This is a genomic window from Falsihalocynthiibacter sp. CO-5D18 (assembly GCF_041205445.1).
GTDB classification, from domain to species: Bacteria; Pseudomonadota; Alphaproteobacteria; order Rhodobacterales; family Rhodobacteraceae; genus Falsihalocynthiibacter; species Falsihalocynthiibacter arcticus.
Genome location: NZ_JBGFCF010000002.1, coordinates 31,613 through 48,737, shown reverse-complemented (window position 1 = coordinate 48,737; position 17,125 = coordinate 31,613). Strand labels below are relative to the sequence as shown.

Annotated in this window: 13 protein-coding genes, 1 tRNA gene and 1 pseudogene; 10 read left to right on the top strand and 5 right to left on the bottom strand. The window is 50.9% G+C overall.

The window, feature by feature from the left end:
* The first annotated feature begins 36 nt into the window (after window positions 1-36).
* Window positions 37-2,904 carry a methyl-accepting chemotaxis protein gene (locus tag AB9F27_RS02765; protein WP_369757511.1) on the top strand — a complete coding sequence of 956 codons (2,868 nt, stop codon included), beginning with the start codon at window positions 37-39 and terminating at the stop codon, window positions 2,902-2,904.
* An 895-nt stretch (window positions 2,905-3,799) separates the two neighbouring features.
* Here AB9F27_RS02765 and AB9F27_RS02760 read toward each other — a convergent pair.
* The 5 genes and pseudogenes from AB9F27_RS02760 to AB9F27_RS02740 form a co-directional block, all read right to left on the bottom strand.
* Window positions 3,800-4,850, bottom strand: a pseudogene (locus AB9F27_RS02760) (IS3 family transposase).
* A gap of 549 nt (window positions 4,851-5,399) precedes the next feature.
* Window positions 5,400-5,476: transfer RNA gene (locus tag AB9F27_RS02755), tRNA-Arg, on the bottom strand.
* Between the two features lie 96 nt (window positions 5,477-5,572).
* Window positions 5,573-6,988, bottom strand: a complete 1,416-nt coding sequence (locus AB9F27_RS02750; protein ID WP_335586010.1) for a HAMP domain-containing sensor histidine kinase — start codon at window positions 6,986-6,988, stop codon at window positions 5,573-5,575.
* A gap of 17 nt (window positions 6,989-7,005) precedes the next feature.
* Window positions 7,006-8,424: an FAD-dependent oxidoreductase gene (locus tag AB9F27_RS02745; RefSeq protein WP_335586009.1), complete on the bottom strand. Its 1,419-nt coding sequence runs from the start codon at window positions 8,422-8,424 to the stop codon at window positions 7,006-7,008.
* A complete protein-coding gene (locus tag AB9F27_RS02740; protein WP_335586008.1) occupies window positions 8,421-9,152 on the bottom strand; it encodes a VTT domain-containing protein in 732 nt (243 codons plus the stop codon). Before AB9F27_RS02740 ends, AB9F27_RS02745 begins: the two co-directional genes overlap by 4 nt.
* 292 nt (window positions 9,153-9,444) lie before the next feature.
* On the opposite strand from AB9F27_RS02740, the gene rpmH reads away from it, so the two are divergent.
* The 9 genes from rpmH to argB all read left to right on the top strand — a co-directional run bounded on the left by rpmH (window position 9,445) and on the right by argB (window position 17,125).
* A complete protein-coding gene (gene rpmH / locus AB9F27_RS02735) occupies window positions 9,445-9,579 on the top strand; it encodes a 50S ribosomal protein L34 (protein WP_039004038.1) in 135 nt (44 codons plus the stop codon).
* A 170-nt stretch (window positions 9,580-9,749) separates the two neighbouring features.
* The gene (gene rnpA, locus AB9F27_RS02730; protein ID WP_039004039.1) at window positions 9,750-10,127 is read left to right on the top strand and encodes a ribonuclease P protein component; all 378 of its coding nucleotides are present in this window, start codon (window positions 9,750-9,752) and stop codon (window positions 10,125-10,127) included.
* Window positions 10,124-10,381: a membrane protein insertion efficiency factor YidD gene (yidD, locus tag AB9F27_RS02725; protein WP_039004041.1), complete on the top strand. Its 258-nt coding sequence runs from the start codon at window positions 10,124-10,126 to the stop codon at window positions 10,379-10,381. Before rnpA ends, yidD begins: the two co-directional genes overlap by 4 nt.
* Window positions 10,374-11,255: a tRNA 2-thiocytidine(32) synthetase TtcA gene (gene ttcA, locus AB9F27_RS02720; protein WP_039004042.1), complete on the top strand. Its 882-nt coding sequence runs from the start codon at window positions 10,374-10,376 to the stop codon at window positions 11,253-11,255. Before yidD ends, ttcA begins: the two co-directional genes overlap by 8 nt.
* Before the next feature lie 89 nt (window positions 11,256-11,344).
* Window positions 11,345-12,883, top strand: coding sequence for a bifunctional diguanylate cyclase/phosphodiesterase (locus AB9F27_RS02715; RefSeq protein WP_052275083.1), 1,539 nt, complete (start codon window positions 11,345-11,347; stop codon window positions 12,881-12,883).
* 99 nt (window positions 12,884-12,982) lie between these two features.
* Window positions 12,983-14,782, top strand: coding sequence for a membrane protein insertase YidC (gene yidC / locus AB9F27_RS02710; RefSeq protein WP_335586007.1), 1,800 nt, complete (start codon window positions 12,983-12,985; stop codon window positions 14,780-14,782).
* Complete coding sequence (locus AB9F27_RS02705) at window positions 14,779-15,537, top strand: MOSC domain-containing protein (RefSeq protein WP_335586006.1); 759 nt, start codon at window positions 14,779-14,781, stop codon at window positions 15,535-15,537. Before yidC ends, AB9F27_RS02705 begins: the two co-directional genes overlap by 4 nt.
* On the top strand, window positions 15,534-16,184 hold the full coding sequence (yihA, locus tag AB9F27_RS02700; protein ID WP_335586005.1) for a ribosome biogenesis GTP-binding protein YihA/YsxC: 651 nt from the start codon (window positions 15,534-15,536) through the stop codon (window positions 16,182-16,184). Before AB9F27_RS02705 ends, yihA begins: the two co-directional genes overlap by 4 nt.
* A 74-nt stretch (window positions 16,185-16,258) precedes the next feature.
* Window positions 16,259-17,125, top strand: a complete 867-nt coding sequence (gene argB, locus AB9F27_RS02695) for an acetylglutamate kinase (RefSeq protein ID WP_039004045.1) — start codon at window positions 16,259-16,261, stop codon at window positions 17,123-17,125.

The following is a 17,125-nucleotide window of genomic DNA, read 5'->3' as shown; positions in this document are numbered from 1 at the left end:
ACTGGCATTACAGCCTACTCAGGCGCGCGCGATATTTTGAGTGAACAGGCCCAAGTCCGCCTTTCAGCCACGCTGCAAACACGTGGAAACGGGTTGTTGGACTGGTACGAAGGGGTCGAAAAGGAACTGCTCTCGCAAACGAGTGGGCCAACGACGCAAACGGCAACAAAGGACCTTGTTTTAGCCTTTTCACAGATAGAAGGCAGCCCACAATCTTTCCTTCAGAAAATTTATGTGACGAACAATCCAAAGCCCGCGGATGAACGACATTTATTTGACAAGTCATTTGATGGTTCGTTCTATGCTTTTGCCCATGGGCAATATCATCAGTTTTTTCGCGACTTGATGACCTTAGGTGGGCATCAGGACGTCTATTTGTTGGATACCAACGGAAATGTGATTTATTCAGTCCGCAAGGGTAACGATTTTGCTGAGACATTATCAGGGCCCGTTCTCGCCGACAGTGGTCTCGCTGAAGTTTACACTTCCGCTCTTGGCTTAACGAACATGGCCGATGTAGCTTTTAGCGATATCGGTCCATATGGCGCACGCGAAAACTTGGCTTCGAGCTTTGTTGCCGCGCCGATTATTGACCCAAACGGGTTAAAACTTGGCGTACTCGCTTTTCAACTCTCCACCGAAAGCATCGACACTTTAATGAAGCAGCCCATAGGTCTTGGCGAAACCGGAGAAGTTTTCATCGCTGGTGGCGATGGTTTGCTGCGTAGTAATACCCGTTTTTCCGAAACCCCAGACATTCTAAGTGAAGCGCCCCAAACAGACGCGGTTTCAATGGCTCTTGCGGGAGAGACCGGGCGCATCAACGGTGTTCGTGCAAACGGCTTACCCGTGCACACGGCATTCATGGGATTCACTTACAAAAACATTCAATGGGCACTTGTTGCTGATCAGACGGACTCTGAACTCTTTGCTCCCGCGGCAAGTCTACGCAAGAAGATGATAAGAGATATCTCACTCATTATGACTGGGATCGTCTTGATTTCCATTTTAGTTGCTCGAGGTATTTCGAGGCCGATCATTGCAATTGGGCACTCGATGAAACAAGTAGCAAACCATGACTTATTGAGTGCGATTCCTTTCGCAAATAGGCGCGATGAGATCGGAACAATTGCCCAGAGCCTTGAAAATTTGCGCGAAGACCTCGCGGAGGCAGCGGAAATGCAAGTGGATACGGAATTCAAGGGAGCCGCGTTCTCGGGGTCATCCGTACCAATGATGATGGTTGATCGCGACCTCATCATCACCCACGTGAACCCCGCCATGTACGGCATGATCAACACTCACTTTTCACACCTAGCCAATATTCAAGATCGCGAAGTTTCGAAAAATACTGTTGGCAAAAGCCTGAGCCAGTTTTACCCCGAAGATATAGACATCCTTACTCAAACGGAGGATCCTTCTAGCCTCCCATATGCCATTGAATTCGACATGTTGGATCGGCGAATTGGGATAAAAATGGGTGGCGTTTTTGGAACGGATAACCATTACAATGGCAACGTAGTTGAATGGCAGGATGTCACCGAAATTCGTGGGAATGAGAGCCTGCTGAACGCTATCGATTCCAATCAAATAACAGCAGAGTTTAGTGTCGAAGGAGCCATCATTTCAACAAACGAAAACTTTATGTCGGCGTTTGGAGAAGCGAGTTATCGCGGGCAATCCTTTAAAACGATAATCGAATTCGACGCTAAAACCGCTGCTGAAACCGAGGATTTCTGGAAAACTCTGGCAGAAGGTAAGTCTGTAATTGGATTGTTTAAAGGAAGAACTGCAATCGATAGAGCGCTTTGGTTAGAGGGGTCGTTCAATCCGGTTCTAAATTCCGACGGAATACCTTTTAAAATCAACCTTATCGCCAGCGATGTTTCCGTTGCTCACACCAACTTGCAGAATTCTCTGGTGCAACGTGCAAGGACTCAAAAGGAGCAGGAAGCTGTTGTTCTGGCGCTCAGCGTGGCGCTAGATAGGCTTTCGGAGGGCGACCTCACCACCAAAATTAGTGATGCGTTTTCGGAAGATCACGAAAAACTCCGCAAGAATTTCAACGCTGCCGTAGAAAACCTTTGCGCGGCAATGACCGCCGTTGCGAGCAATACTGCTTCGATCCGCCACGAGGCCCATGACATCAGTTGTGCAGCAGATGATTTGGCCAAACGAACCGAACAGCAAGCCGCAACCCTTGAGGAAACGGCTTCCTCGCTGGACGCCATGACTCAGAGCGTCCAGTCCACTGCCAAAGGTGCGCTCCAAGCGAATATTGTTGTGGATGCTGCAAAAGGCAAGGCGGAAAACAGCGGATTAGTTGTGGAAAAGACGATCTCAGCCATGAGCGCAATTGCCGAATCGTCAGACAGAATTTCAAGAATATCCAGTGTAATTGACGAAATTGCTTTTCAAACAAATCTGTTAGCACTCAATGCTGGTGTTGAAGCCGCAAGGGCTGGCGAGGCGGGGCGGGGCTTTGCTGTCGTCGCATCGGAAGTTCGTGATCTTTCTCTGCGCTCATCAGACGCTGCAAAACAAATCAACGAAATAATTCTGGAAAGCGCAAACCATGTAAAGCTTGGAGAACAACTCGTTGGCGAAACCGGATCGGCTCTTCGTGAAATTGTTTTGTCTGTTAAAGATATTTCCGCGCATATGGTGGAAATTACAAATTCTTCATCGGAGCAATCATCTGGGCTTGCCGAAATAAACAATTCTATCAACCAGTTAGACCAAGTAACCCAAATGAACGCAGCTATGTTCGAAGAAACCACAGCCGCGAGCCACTCTCTGACATCGGAAGCGGAAAAACTTAATCACTTGGTCTCAAAGTTCTCAATCTCCCACACTATAGGGGAAGCACAATCAAAGGCACTGGCTCGGAAGACTGCCGCCTAGACGAATAAAATTCGTCCTGTAGCGTTGATTCTGTGTCAAATTGCGTAGGAACTAGGGCTCAAATGCGCAACTTGGTCTTGTCGCAGTTTAGTTCCGGTCTCTTTCGGGCAATGTTTGCCATCAATAACAGAACAATGCCTGAACGAGATCACAAGTAAGGCCAAGATGACGCCATCAAGCGCAACGGTCCAAGGAACACAACCGACAAAAGCCATTAGGCGGCCGACCAATCCGACGGCGCCTTTATGGCGCTGTGACACTCGAATGCCTGAACGCACGTATTATCAAAACAGACTTGGCAGCTTTCGAGCGCCACTCCCGAAACAACCGTCTAAAAGTTTGGTATTCACTTCGTGCCTTTTGTGATGAAAAGGGCATGATCGAAATTCGCGTGGCACGGTAAGTTTCCCAAAGAAAAGCAGACCAATCAGACGGTTTCACCCCTTGGACCCGAGACAACTTCGCGGCGTTTCGCGAATACTCGTCCACTGGCACTAAACAGCGAATGGCCTTTGAATTTATGTACAGAAAATGCGCCGCCTTTGGTGACGCTTGCAACATGGCCAGTGGACAGGCCAAAAATCAAAAATTGACGCCATCTGCCCCCTTTATGTGGATGGCCCCGATTGGATTGAAGCACCGGACGAACTTACCGCATGTCTGGCAGTAGACTCTCAAACTCTTAACAACAGAGCACGGAAAGTCGCATTCATTAAATGCGGCATTTGTGTGGCTCGCCAAGAATTTCTGCTGTCCGTGACAAAGATGATTGCAGTAGAGTAATTTTGGTAAGAACGGCTATTCACCCCATATATAAAGATCCTTACTATGCTGGTGACCTGCGCCCCAAATTCTCTCCTGTTGACACGGCATCCTTGGGGTTAAATCTGTGACCTTACACGGCCATTTTATCCATCACCTTTCGCTGCAAGAATTCCATTGGTGTCATGTTTCTCATTGCTGAATGTGGCCTGTGCCAGTTGCAACCCTCCTGCCACTTTTCCAACGTTTCACGAGCTTCGGCTACCGTGCCAAACAATGTCTCATTGAGGCATTCGTCCCTCAGCTTGCCGTTGAAGCTTTCGGTAAATCCATTCTGTTGCGGCTTTCCAGGGGCGATGTGGTGCCGATCGATTCCAGTATCCTGGACCAATTTGAGGATCGCCATACTGGTAAACTCGGTTCTGTTATCTGAAACAATTGTTTTCGGCATTCCGCGTTCAGCAATTACCCGATCCAACTCTCGCGTCACTCGCTGGCTCGACAAAGATCTGTCGGCGACAAGCACCAAATTCTCTCGGCTGAAGTCATCAAAAAGCGTCAGGATGCGAAACCTGTGACCCTCCGTCAGTCCATCCGATACGAAATCTAAACTCCAGCGTTGGTTCGGACCATCCGGCTGCACCATTGGCTATCGAGTACCTAAGGCGCGCTTTCTACCGCCTCTGCGGCGCACCAGTAGATTCTCCTCAGTATAAAGGCGCCTCAGCTACTTGTGGTTTATCTCAAAAACCTCCCGCGCGACCATCACGTGGATACGCCCCCTCTCATCGCTGCAAGCAGCGACTGCCGGGCAATGGACGTTTGCTCACCTGATGGACCTCCATCAATTGAGCCACGGCTTTCCGCCTTACTGCGGGTCTCACCATTTTATTGAATTGATATCGCGGAGCATCGAGTTATCCAGCATTGGCTCGGCAAGTAGCTTCTTCAACCTACCGTTCTCATATTCAAGCGCGCGCAGTTGCTTCGCGTCCGAAGGCTCCATACCGCCATACTTTGATTTGTATTTATAGAACGTCACCGAACTGCTTCTCAGTCAATGTTAAGCATTAACCTGCCAGCCAATGGATCCCGTGCCGCCGACATACGTCAATGGTCTTCTCACCAGCTTCCTGTTCCTTTCTCGTCGCAATGATCTGTTCGTCCGTAAATCGTGCCTTCATTTTTCCGTCCTTTTGTTGGGCGGACTCTACACAAATTTGGAGGAAATTCAGGGGCTCAGGTCAATTGGAAATGGCTTTAGCCGCGTGGGTCTGTTGATAGCCATTTATCCTAGTACAAATATTCAAAGCAACGGCAAAGTTGGCCAACAGCGTCTAGGGAGTCTGGCATTACATCCGTAACCTTAACATTGCCCAACATCGCGAGCGCCCCTTGGAATTGAGAAATGTGAGGGGGGACTAATCTCTCTCGCCTAACATTTGGGACCAGCGGGGATAGCCAAATTTACACACGGGCCGTTGAAAGGTAAAAAGTCAGACGCCATTTCCGCCGTGCTGCCGTGAATCCTCTAAAGTAGAGGTATTCAAACATCTTGTTCGTAGAATTCGCGCCAAAACGAAGGATGTTTCCCCAAAACACTTGTTCAAAAATGGCGTCGAAGGCCGCGACCCCGATAGGTGCGCCTATCAAAAGTGTTTAGTAGGGCTAAACAGGGGCTGAAATGCTTCTGCTAGCCCAAGCAATTGAATAATAACTATAGCGAGTTTAAGTGGTGCACCCGAGAGGATTCGAACCTCTGACCCCCTGATTCGTAGTCAGGTACTCTATCCAGCTGAGCTACGGGTGCATTAGGGGTGATTTAGCTGTGCCCGCTAAAGTTTGCAAGGGCTAAACATCAAAAACTTGAGCAAATACTGTAAGTGCATAAAAGCTCCTTCTTTCCTCATCCGAATAAGGCATCCGCTGCACCTCCGACCTTGGGAAGACAAATTAAAAAGCATGTACCCGAAGAATCACTTTGCGCCAATTCAAGCCGACCACCATGGCCGCGGATAAGTTCAGCCGAGATCACAAGCCCAAGCCCAGTCCCACCCTTGCGAATCCCTCCTTGAAAGGCCGTAAATAAATGTTCACGCGCTTTGGGTGGCAGTCCTGGCCCAGTGTCACGAACCTCAATAAGCCAATTTTCTTCGTTCTGGGTAGCCGAGATGGTGACGTTCCCCGCCAGGCCTGTTCCGGCGATGGCCTGTCGGCCGTTCCTTGTTAGGTTCGACAGCACACGATACAACTGTTCCGGATCTGCTCTGACAACAAGGGTTTCTGGCATGTCCGCAGAAATGGAAACCAACGTATCCCCCGAAGCCAACCGCTCGTTTTCGACAACGTCAGTTGCGAGTTGAAATAAGTTCACATCCCGCAAACCCGGAGGCGCTTCTTCGGCCTTCCCGAAGGCAAGTGTTGTTTCACAAAGGTTCACGGCACGCCGAATCGAGTTCAGCAATTTGGGAGCCGCTCGTTTAACTGCAGGATCGTCGGAATCCTCCATACGGTCAGCAAACAGTTGGGCCGTGGTTAAAATATTGCGTAAATCGTGGCTAATCTTGGCCACAGCACTTCCAAGCTGGGCAAGACGCTCTTTTTGTTTCAAGGCCCCCGTAAGCTGGTTTTGCATCGACATCAGAGCCTCTTCGGCTTCACGCAATTCGGTCACGCCTGCGTTGGGTTGGATAATGTGCCGCGGGTCTTCAGGCGCTGCGGCATAGGCCTGCATGTGGCGCACCACACGTTTGATTGGCACCACAAGAAATCCCCGAACCGCGACAAACAAAAGAATTGCGGTGAATACTGAGATTACAGCGGAAAGTAGCAGGATGTTAACGCCATAGGCCAGCATTGCTGCGCGCAAATCTTGTGTATCGGTTGTCAATTCGATCAACAAACCCGCGCCGCGCACGGGTTCACCCATCACACGTATCACCCGATTTTCGCTATCCCAAAGACGTACCATTGCGTCACGGATTAGAGTTACTGGCGATGCATCCCTAAGATCATAGGTTTCGTAAATCGGCGCGGGAATTGGGGAGGACAACATAAGTTGGCGCACCTCGTCCCGCCGTAAAACCACGTTAAAAACTCCAGCATTCGCAAGAAGTTCGCTTTCTAGTTCAGGATCAATCATGTCATCAGCCAACAATGCCAATGACGCAATTTGTGCCTTCTCCAACTTAAGTAAAAGAAAATCTTCTCGGAAGCGCGCGACAGACGGCACAAAGATCATGACTTCTGCCAGCATCACAAAAAGAGCCGTCAAAATCAGAAATCGCCCCGAAAGCGAGTTAAGAACGCTGTTTTTTCTCATTCTTTTTCCCGTTTACCCTAGGGTATAAATCGCTGAATTAGCCGCACAACGCGTTTCACCTTTGAGCTTTCAAAGATCATAGGGCTAAAATAGGCACCCGCCACACGTTTGTTAACCTCCCCCAATGTCGGATAGGGGAGAACTGTGGCCGCAATCGCACCCATTTTGAGGTTATTTGCAATCGCCATCGCCCATGTGCCGATCAACACGCCCGCCTGCGCGCCAACGATCGAGGCCCCAACAGGTCTCGATTTCACAACCATTACTTTAACCAGCCCCTCAGTTTTCGCTTCAGTTATGGCGCGATCATTTTCGCTATAGGGGAATCGAATTACGGTGACACGATCGCCATATTTTTCCCGCGCTTGCGCTTCGGACAGCCCCACTTGCGCCAATTCAGGATCAATATAGGTCGCCCAAGGGAGGTGGTTGTTTTTTGCTTTCGAGGGCAGGCCAAAGAGGGCCGATTTGATCACGACTCCTGCGTGATATCCGGCAACATGGGTAAACTGAAGGCCGCCAGAAACATCGCCAATGGCATAGATTTTTCGGTTGCTGCTTTTTAGTTGCGCGTCGACCGTCACCCCCGATCGCGTGGTTTCAACACCAGCCTTCTCAAGGTTCAAACGCTCAATATTCACCTTGCGACCAACCGCCATTAGCAGGTGGCTGCCCTTAAACACGCGCCCGTCTTTTGCCGTTACTTCAAGCGCGCCGGCCTTTCCGCTCACTTCCGACACGAGTGCGTTTTCTTCAATTATAATCCCCTCGGCCCGCAGGTTCTTCAGGGCGATTTCCGCCAACTCGGGGTCATCCTTACCCAGCGCGTTAGCCCCTTCGATGACGGTTACTTTAGATCCCAATCGCGCATGTGCTTGAGCCATCTCAAGACCGATTGGACCGCCACCAATCACCAGTAAATGCTCAGGTTGATCGCGCAAATCAAAAAGGCTTTCGTTTGTTAAGTACGGCACAGTATCAAGGCCCGGAATCGGCGGCACTAAGGGGGAGGAGCCTGTCGCAATTACAAAACGACGTGCTTTGATAATGGTGTCACCCACCTGCAGTTCCGTCGGCGAAATGAATTCTCCGAATTCCGAAAGTACCGTCACTCCCAAGCCCTCAAAGCGCTCCACAGAATCGTTTGGTTCAATTGTGGAGATAACTGAGTGAACAAAATCCTTAGCCGCCGCATAATTTATTTGTGGTTGGACGGGCGTCACACCAAAGCGCGCGCCCGATGTTTGTGCATGAGCCGCCTTCCCTGCTGCAATCAACGCCTTGGAGGGTACGCATCCGTAATTCAGACAGTCCCCCCCCATTTTATGCCCTTCGACAAGGACAACCCGCGCGCCCATCTGCACAGCCCCAGACGCAACGGAAAGACCCCCTGACCCACCGCCGATAACGCAAATATCTGTTTCTAAACGTTTCATTCAATGAGGTCCTTTTTGAAAATTTTCAATGCAATTGGAAGGAGCGCAAGAGCCGCAAGTCCCAGAATGGGCAGCAAGATATGCGCCTCAAAGATGACACCAAAATCTGGCGTGCCACCCTGCGCTAGAACTTCGCCGACCCCTGCCCCGATCGACGTGTAAACCAATGCCCCAGGAATAATGCCAAGGAAGGTTGAGATGATGAAACGGTAGAGTGGGACCCCCACCGAAGACAGCACCAAGTTAACGAGGAAAAACGGCAAAATCGGTACAAGGCGCACCGCGAAGAGCACAGACCATTGATTTTCGTCGATTCCATCTTTGATTTTTTTTACCGCACCTGAGCTGTTCTCCATTTTCTCGGCCAAGGTTGCGCCAATCCCCCACCGCGCCGCGAGAAAAATGAGCGTGGCGCCAATAGTCGCAGCAGTCATATTCAAAAGAACACCAGGGAATAGCGAAAACAGAAACCCACCCGTGATCGAAGACATACCCGCTCCGGGAAGGGAGAATGTGACGATGAGTGTGTAGATAGTGATAAACCCCAGCATCGTTAGGATAAAATTGTTATCGCGAAAAACAACCAAAGCTTCATGATTCGCGCGCAGCGCCTCAAAGCTCAACTGCTCCCTCAATAGAAAGGCCCCCAAAACGGCCACAATCAAGATCACCACTAAGGGAATCAAACGCAAAAATCGGTGCGTCACCGGAACAGAGTTGTCTACCATCGTTTCGCCTTTATAATCGCCTGTGACGCATAACATGTGGCCAATCGGGTTTGAGCGATAGGGGTATCACGTCTGCTTGATGTTGAGTGATGGGATGGGTACCGTTTGTAACTTATGGGCGCCTCTTTGTAACATTCGTCGGCAAAATCGACCGCCTTGTTGCAAAAACCCTCCCCTCAAGAATTGACTTCTTTGTTGCACACCCCTAAAGAACGGGCTTCGAGATACATTTCTCTTCGATTCCGCTCTTCGGGGCGCCAAGGATTCGCAGGCAACATAACGGAGACGGGCGATGAAACGCACCTTTCAACCATCGAACCTAGTTCGCAAACACCGCCACGGCTTCCGGTCGCGTATGGCAACAAAAGCGGGCCGCAATATTCTGAACGCACGTCGTGCGAAGGGCCGGAAATCCTTGAGCGCATAAGCGTTTAGGCTTTGGCTTGGGCTCGTCATTGGGCCTTTTAGTTCGTTACCGCCGGAACCTTGGGTTCCCGGCGGTTTTCGTTTGTCTATTGCCTCCCCCTTTTCGATCCAGTGAAAACAGCTTATCTGTGGGTCAGTCCTCCTTTTGCGACGACTCGGATTGAGGTCACTATGTTGCTCACTCTAAAAAACCGACCCGACTTCTTAAAAGCCGCCCGCGCGAAGCGTCAGGCAACGGCTGGGTTTATTCTCCAAGCGCGCAAGCGTGACGAGAGTGATGCCGCCGTGAACTCTGAAGACATTAGAATTGGGTATACCTGTTCAAAAAAAGTCGGCAATGCCGTGCTGCGCAACCGTGCTAAGCGTCGGCTGCGTGAAGTAGCGCGCTCAGGCTTGACGTCCGGTGGTCTGCCAGGTTGGGACTATGTCCTGATCGGTCGTCAAGGGGCGACCACAACCCGCACGTTCGCAGCGCTGCAAGAGGATCTGGCATTTGCTCTTCGCAAACTCCACGCGCCAAAGCCTAATTCCTCGGCAGGTCTGTCATGACCCCCATAGCCTTTATCCTCTCCCTCCCCGTGCGCGCCTACCGTGCCGTTTTTTCACCTTGGGTAGGTTTTAACTGTCGCTACCAACCCACGTGTTCTGCCTATGCGCTGGAAGCCTTGGAAAAACATGGAGCCCTCAAGGGAAGCTATTTGGCGGCGAAACGGATTGGCCGCTGCCATCCCTTTGGGAGTGACGGATACGATCCCGTTCCTGAGCCGAAGGCCAAATCAAAAAGAGAATCAGATAATGCTTGATGAGCACGACGAAATTCATCCTCTGTTTTACGGTGCGCCCAAGTCGGCTAGTTTCAAGAAACTACGCAAACGTATTGTGCGCCAGACGCGCGAGGCGATCGAGCAATACGGCATGATCGAACGCGATGCACGGTGGCTTGTCTGTTTGTCTGGTGGCAAAGACAGCTACACGCTGCTCGCGGTTTTGCATGAACTCAAGTGGCGCGGCCTACTGCCAGTCGACCTATTGGCTTGCAACCTTGACCAAGGCCAACCCGGATTTCCCGCGACAGTGCTCCCAGAGTTCCTGAAAAAGATGGGGGTTGAGCATCGAATCGAATATCAAGACACCTACTCAATTGTTATGGATAAAGTGCCGGCCGGACGGACATTCTGCGCCCTTTGTTCGCGTTTAAGGCGCGGCAATCTGTACCGAGTTGCCCGCGAAGAAGGTTGCTCCGCCGTTGTACTTGGGCACCATCGCGACGACATCCTAGAAACCTTTTTCATGAACCTTTTCCACGGGGGGCGCTTGGCAACAATGCCGCCAAAATTGGTCAATGAAGAGGGGGATTTGTTTGTCTATCGCCCCCTTGCGCATGTCTCCGAAGCGGATTGCGAGAAGTTTGCACAAAAGATGGCCTATCCAATCATTCCCTGCGACCTTTGCGGAAGCCAAGACGGGCTACAGCGTCAACAAGTGAAGCAAATTTTAGATGGTTGGGAGAAAAATTCTCCTGGGCGGCGTCAAGTTATGTTCAAGGCCTTAACAAATGCGCGCCCAACCCATTTGTTGGATCCAAACCTCTTCGATTTTGCGGGTCTTGAGCGTAGAAGTGTCGAGCCTAAAGATTCAATTGTAGATAAAAGCAATTCAGTCCCCATTTTACGTTAACCGTCCGCTAAAGGTGACCCGCTAGTTTCCAAATGAACGCACCACAAACGCGGTGCACACCCAATACTGGGTTTCAAAAGGAAACTGTTATGTTGTCTCGGCAAATGATCTACGAAAACGTGAAGTCATTTCGTGGTGCAATCAACGGCCCGCACATCCTAGCCTTCCTTCCAGCGATCACTTTGGGGGCGTTTTGGCTCGGAGGAGAGTCCGCGCTGCTTGTCGTCGCGCTCTTGCTCCCTGCTGCCTTGGGCCTCGTAGGAGGAGCCACCGCGCGTATCCCCCCTCCCGAAGCGCGTGACGGGTTAACCGGCTTACATTTACGCGACGCCGTTGAGGGAGCGCTTGACACATCTTTGGAAAGCCAGCCCAAGAGCGGTCTTTCGACAGCCTGTTTACAAGTGGAACTGGACGATTTTCGGGACTTCACAGATCGATTCGGACGCAAGGCGGCGGAAGACATTTTGGTCCGCGCAAGCGAGCGTATATTGGGCGCATTACGCAGCAATGACGTAATGGCGCGCCTTGATGGTGGTAGTTTCTCGATTGCCGTGGCCCCAATACGTCGCGCTGATTTAGAGAATCTCATACAAATGGGGTCTAGAATTCAATCCACCATCGCCGAGCCCTTTAGTCTCGACGCGACGAATGTGTATCTCACCGCATCAATTGGTTTCTGTCTTTCGACGCGGACGTCTATCCGTTCGGGGTCCGCAATGCTTGAAGCCGCGGAGTGCGCACTCTTCGAAGCAAGGCGACACGGCCCGGGCGGGCTACGAGCTTTTTCACCCGAAATGAAGAAAAAGGCCGAGGACCAGTCCGCGCTTATTGGCGAAGTTGGGGCTGCTTTAGAAGCGGGTCAAATTCAACCATGGTTCCAACCACAGGTATCGACTGACACGGGAGAAATTTCTGGATTTGAAGCTCTTGCACGCTGGAGCCACCCAACCAGAGGTATTGTCTCCCCTGCAGAATTTCTTCCCGCAATTCAACAAGCTGGATTGTCCGAACGCCTTAGTGAAATAATTCTGTTTCACGCCCTGTCTGCCCTTCGCAGCTGGGACCAAACGGGTATTCACATTCCAAGTGTTGGCGTAAACTTCTCATCCGAAGAGCTCCGGAACCCCAAACTTGTAGAAAAAATACGCTGGGAGTTGGATCGTTTTGACATGACCGCTGATCGCCTGTCTGTTGAAATCCTAGAATCTGTCGTCGCTGGTTCGGACGATGATACAATTACCCGCAACATAAGCGGCCTCTCAAAACTTGGATGCGGCATTGACCTCGACGATTTCGGCACCGGTCACGCTTCCATTGCAAATATTCGCCGTTTTGCAATCAACCGCATAAAAATAGACAGATCTTTTGTAACGAAAGTCGATGTCGACCCTGAACAAAACCGAATGGTCTCCGCCATTCTTACAATGGCCGAGAGACTCGAAATCGAGACCCTCGCTGAAGGCGTAGAAAGTGTCGGAGAACATGCGACACTTTCGCAACTTGGTTGCGGACATGTTCAGGGCTTTGGTATCGGCCGTCCGATGCCCCTTTCTGAAACAGTGCTTTGGATGGAAAAGCATGCGGGAAAACTAACCCAAACGCCTGCCATTGGCCGCAAACAAGGGTAAACATACCCGATCCTCACAAATAACAGGGGTTTCCCCTTGACCTTTTCCGCTCAGACGGGTTGAACCTGACTGTGTTTTTTCCGGAAAATGGCGGGTCCAATGGACGATCAGAATAAGAACCTAATCCTTGCAATCGCTTTAAGCCTCCTTGTGCTTATTGGCTGGTCGTTCATAGCGCCTCAGTCAACACCGCTTGTAGACCCTGAGGCCGGAGCAATCACTGCCAATGATGGGGACTTAATGCCGCCGGCAACTTCACTTGTTCCGGCGACAGAAGTTGTAGCCGAGACCATAGACCAGTCGGTTGAAGAACAAAGGATTCCAATTGAAACAGACCGTGTCGTTGGCTCAATTTCCACACGCGGTGGGCGGATCGATAGTCTTTCCCTAAAAGACTACACCGTTGATCTTGACCCCGATTCAGACCTTGTTCAAGTCCTTCGCCCCGAAGGTGAAGAGCATGCGTATTACGCACTCTATGGCTGGGGGCCCGCTGGCGGAATGGATCCAAAACTCGTGCCTAATCGCGGTACAATTTGGTCACTGTCCGAAGGAAAGATCCTCACTCCAGAAACGCCGATTACGCTCGCTTGGGACAATGGTCAGGGGCTTTTGTTTAAGCAAAAAGTTTCAATCGACAAAGACTTCCTCTTCTCCATCGAACAATCCGTCACCAATAATACAACAACATCCCAGCGCCTCTATCCTTACGGCATGATCGCCCAGCACGGCACGCCTGATCAAATTGGCTTTTTCATCCTACATGAAGGCGCCATTCGCATGTCGGACGGCCATCTGACAAAAAACAAATACAAAAAAATGCCTGACATGGACTATTCGGAGCAAGAGAGAGCGCGAGTAGACAAGCAAGAAGTCGTGGAAAGTGGCTGGATTGGCTTCACAGGTAAGGAATGGATGACAACGCTCATTCCTGAACAGGGCCAACCCTTCACATCTGTTGCAAAATACATTGAGAGCCAAGACGTTTATACGGCCGAGGCGCGCTTTCCAGTTATGGAAGTTTCCCCCGGTGGCACTATCCTGAACGATAGCCGCCTCTTTGCGGGCGCAAAAGAATGGTCGCTGATCAAGCATTACGAACGCGACGAAGCCGTCGAGCGCTTCATCGATTCAATCGATTGGGGCGTGTTCTCTATGATCACCAAACCAATGTTCTGGCTCCTTTACACAATTTACGGATTTATCGGTAACATGGGCTGGTCGATCATCGTTTTGACTTTGATCATCAAGGCAATGCTCTTCCCGCTTGCCTACAAGTCTTACGTTTCCATGGCCAAGATGAAAAAACTTCAGCCAGAAATGGAAATAATCAAAAAGAACGCGGGAGATGATAAACAAAAACTCCAGCAAGAAATGATGGCTCTTTATAAGAAAGAGAAGGCGAATCCCGCCTCAGGCTGTTTGCCAATCTTGCTGCAAATTCCAATTTTCTTTTCGCTCTACAAGGTGATTTTTGTAACCATCCTCCTACGCCACGCGCCTTGGTTTGGTTGGGTCAACGATCTTTCTGAGCCCGATCCCAGTTCAATCCTGAACTTGTTTGGTCTTTTGCCCTACGCGACGCCCGAAGCTGGAAGTATTTTTGCGATTATTTCCCTCGGAATCTTGCCAATTATTCTTGGCATCTCAATGTGGCTTCAACAGAAGCTCAATCCAGCCCCCACCGAGCCAACACAAGCAATGGTCATGGCATGGATGCCGTGGGTCTTCATGTTTATGCTAGGGAATTTTGCAGCCGGACTTGTTATCTACTGGATTGCAAACAACATGATCACCTTTACGCAACAGTATCTCATCATGCGCAGCCAAGGTGTTAAACCGGATGTTTTTGGCAACATCATCTCCGGATTGAAACGCAAGAAGTCGGACGCGAAGTGAACCATTCGGCCCCCTTTGTCGCTCAAATTTGGCGTCATCCAATCAAGGCGCATGGGGCCGAACATCTAAAGTGTGTTGATCTCTTGGCAGGAAAGACTCTGCCGTGGGATCGTGTTTGGGCTGTACCGCATAGCGCAGCCAAGACGGATGGCGGAAAATGGGTGTCGTGCCGAAACTTTACGCGTGGTGCTGGCTATCCAAGCCTTATGGCCATTGATGCCCAGTTTGATAGCAATTCCGAAGAGATCACGCTTTCGCATCCTGACCGCGAAAATATTCAGTTCCGACCCGACAATAACCCTGTCGCATTTTTGGAATGGGTTACCCCTTTGCTTCCACCTGAACGCCCCTCGCCAACAGGCCTTTTGCGGGCCACAGCTCAGGGTATGACGGATCAATCCAAACCATGGGTTTCGATTCTAAATCTTGCCTCTTTGCGCGCGCTGTCTGATAAGTTAGGAACAACATTGGACCCGCGGCGCTTTCGCGGGAATTTTTGGATCGATGGATTGCCCGCTTGGGCGGAGCGCGAATGGATCGGTCAAAAGGTATCTTCCGGTTCAGTTGAGTTTGACGTTACGCAACACATTACGCGATGTCGGGCAACTGAGGTAGATCCAGAGACGGGCCTGCGCGATGTCGATACGCTCGGGGCTTTGCACGAAAACTGGGATCACCGGGATTTCGGCGTTTTTGCCCAAGTGTCCACCGGCGGCACTGTTACCATCGGCGACAATGTGGAGATCGCAATATGACACAAACGTTTTCAATCGTAGAAACCCCTGATGCTGAATCCGCCGAAAAAGGGCGCATGCTTTTTGCGGGCGAGACCGAGTTCCTAAAAGGCGTTGTCGAGATGGAAGGTATGCCTCCCGGTGACCTTCTGGAAGTTTGTTTCGCGGGCCGTTCCAACGTCGGGAAGTCTAGCCTTATCAACGCTGTAACGGGTCGAAAGGCCCTTGCACGTGCGTCAAACACCCCCGGCCGGACACAGGAAATTAACTTTTTCACCGCGGCAGACAGCCATTATCTCGTCGATTTACCCGGATATGGCTACGCCAACGCACCCGTCGCCATCGTCGCAAAATGGCAGCGCCTTCTTAAGGCATATCTTTCAGGTCGCGCCAATCTGCGCCGCGCTTTTGTGCTGGTTGACGCGCGACATGGCGTCAAGGTTGTCGACGAAGAAATCATGTCTCTTCTTGATCGCTCTGCTGTCACGTTTCAATGTGTTTTGACCAAAATTGATAAACCCAGCAAGGCGGATCTGGACAAAGTTATTGAGCAAGTTCGTGGCGCACTAGCCAAACATCCCGCGGCCTTCCCCGAGATTGTCCTAACGAGTTCGGAAAAAGGTCATGGAATCTCTGAGTTGCGGTCTATCATTGCAACGCTCATCTAAACATTGCCCATTTTCCAACCTTGGATAACCCGCGTTCACCCACTACCAATAGGGGTGAACCTTAGGATGAGCTCATGAAGAAACAAGATGCGATGAACAAAGACTGGATTGCTACCGCCCGTACACTTTCTCAAGCCCTGCCTTTTTTACAGCGGTATGATGGCGCGACGGTTGTCATCAAGTTCGGTGGACATGCAATGGGCAGCGACGAGGCGATGGACAGCTTTGCGCGCGACGTCGTTTTGATGCAGCAAGTTGGCGTGAACCCTGTCGTCGTGCACGGTGGCGGTCCGATGATCAACGAAATGCTTAGCAAACTCGACATTCAATCCGAGTTCGTCGGCGGCAAACGTGTAACGGATGCGGCGACAGTTGAAGTTGTCGAAATGGTGCTTTCTGGTCGGGTAAACAAGCGAATCGTTCAGGCGATCAATGCGCAAGGGGGCCGCGCTGTCGGACTTTCAGGCAAAGACGCCAACTTGATGATTTGTGAGCAGACGGATGCGAAACTTGGATTCGTCGGTACGCCTGTCGAAATGAACCCAGCCGTCCTTAAAACCTTGTTTGAGGCGGATATGATTCCCGTGATTGCGCCGCTTGGTATGGGCCGTACTGGCGAGACTTACAATGTGAACGGCGACACGGCGGCGGGGGCAATCGCTGGCGCGTTGAAAGCCGATAGGCTCCTTCTCCTTACCGATGTCGCGGGTGTAAAAGACGCATCGGGCGAGGTTGTGACAGAGCTAACGGCCGCCCATGTTCATGAGTTGACTGAACTTGGCATTATTGCGGGCGGGATGATTCCGAAAACTGAAACTGCGCTTGCAGCGTTGCAGGCGGGTGTCCGTGCGGCTGTTATTCTGGATGGGCGCGCTCCAAACGCCTGTTTGCTTGAGTTGTTCACCGAACATGGCGCGGGTACAATTATCCGGCAAGGGTAA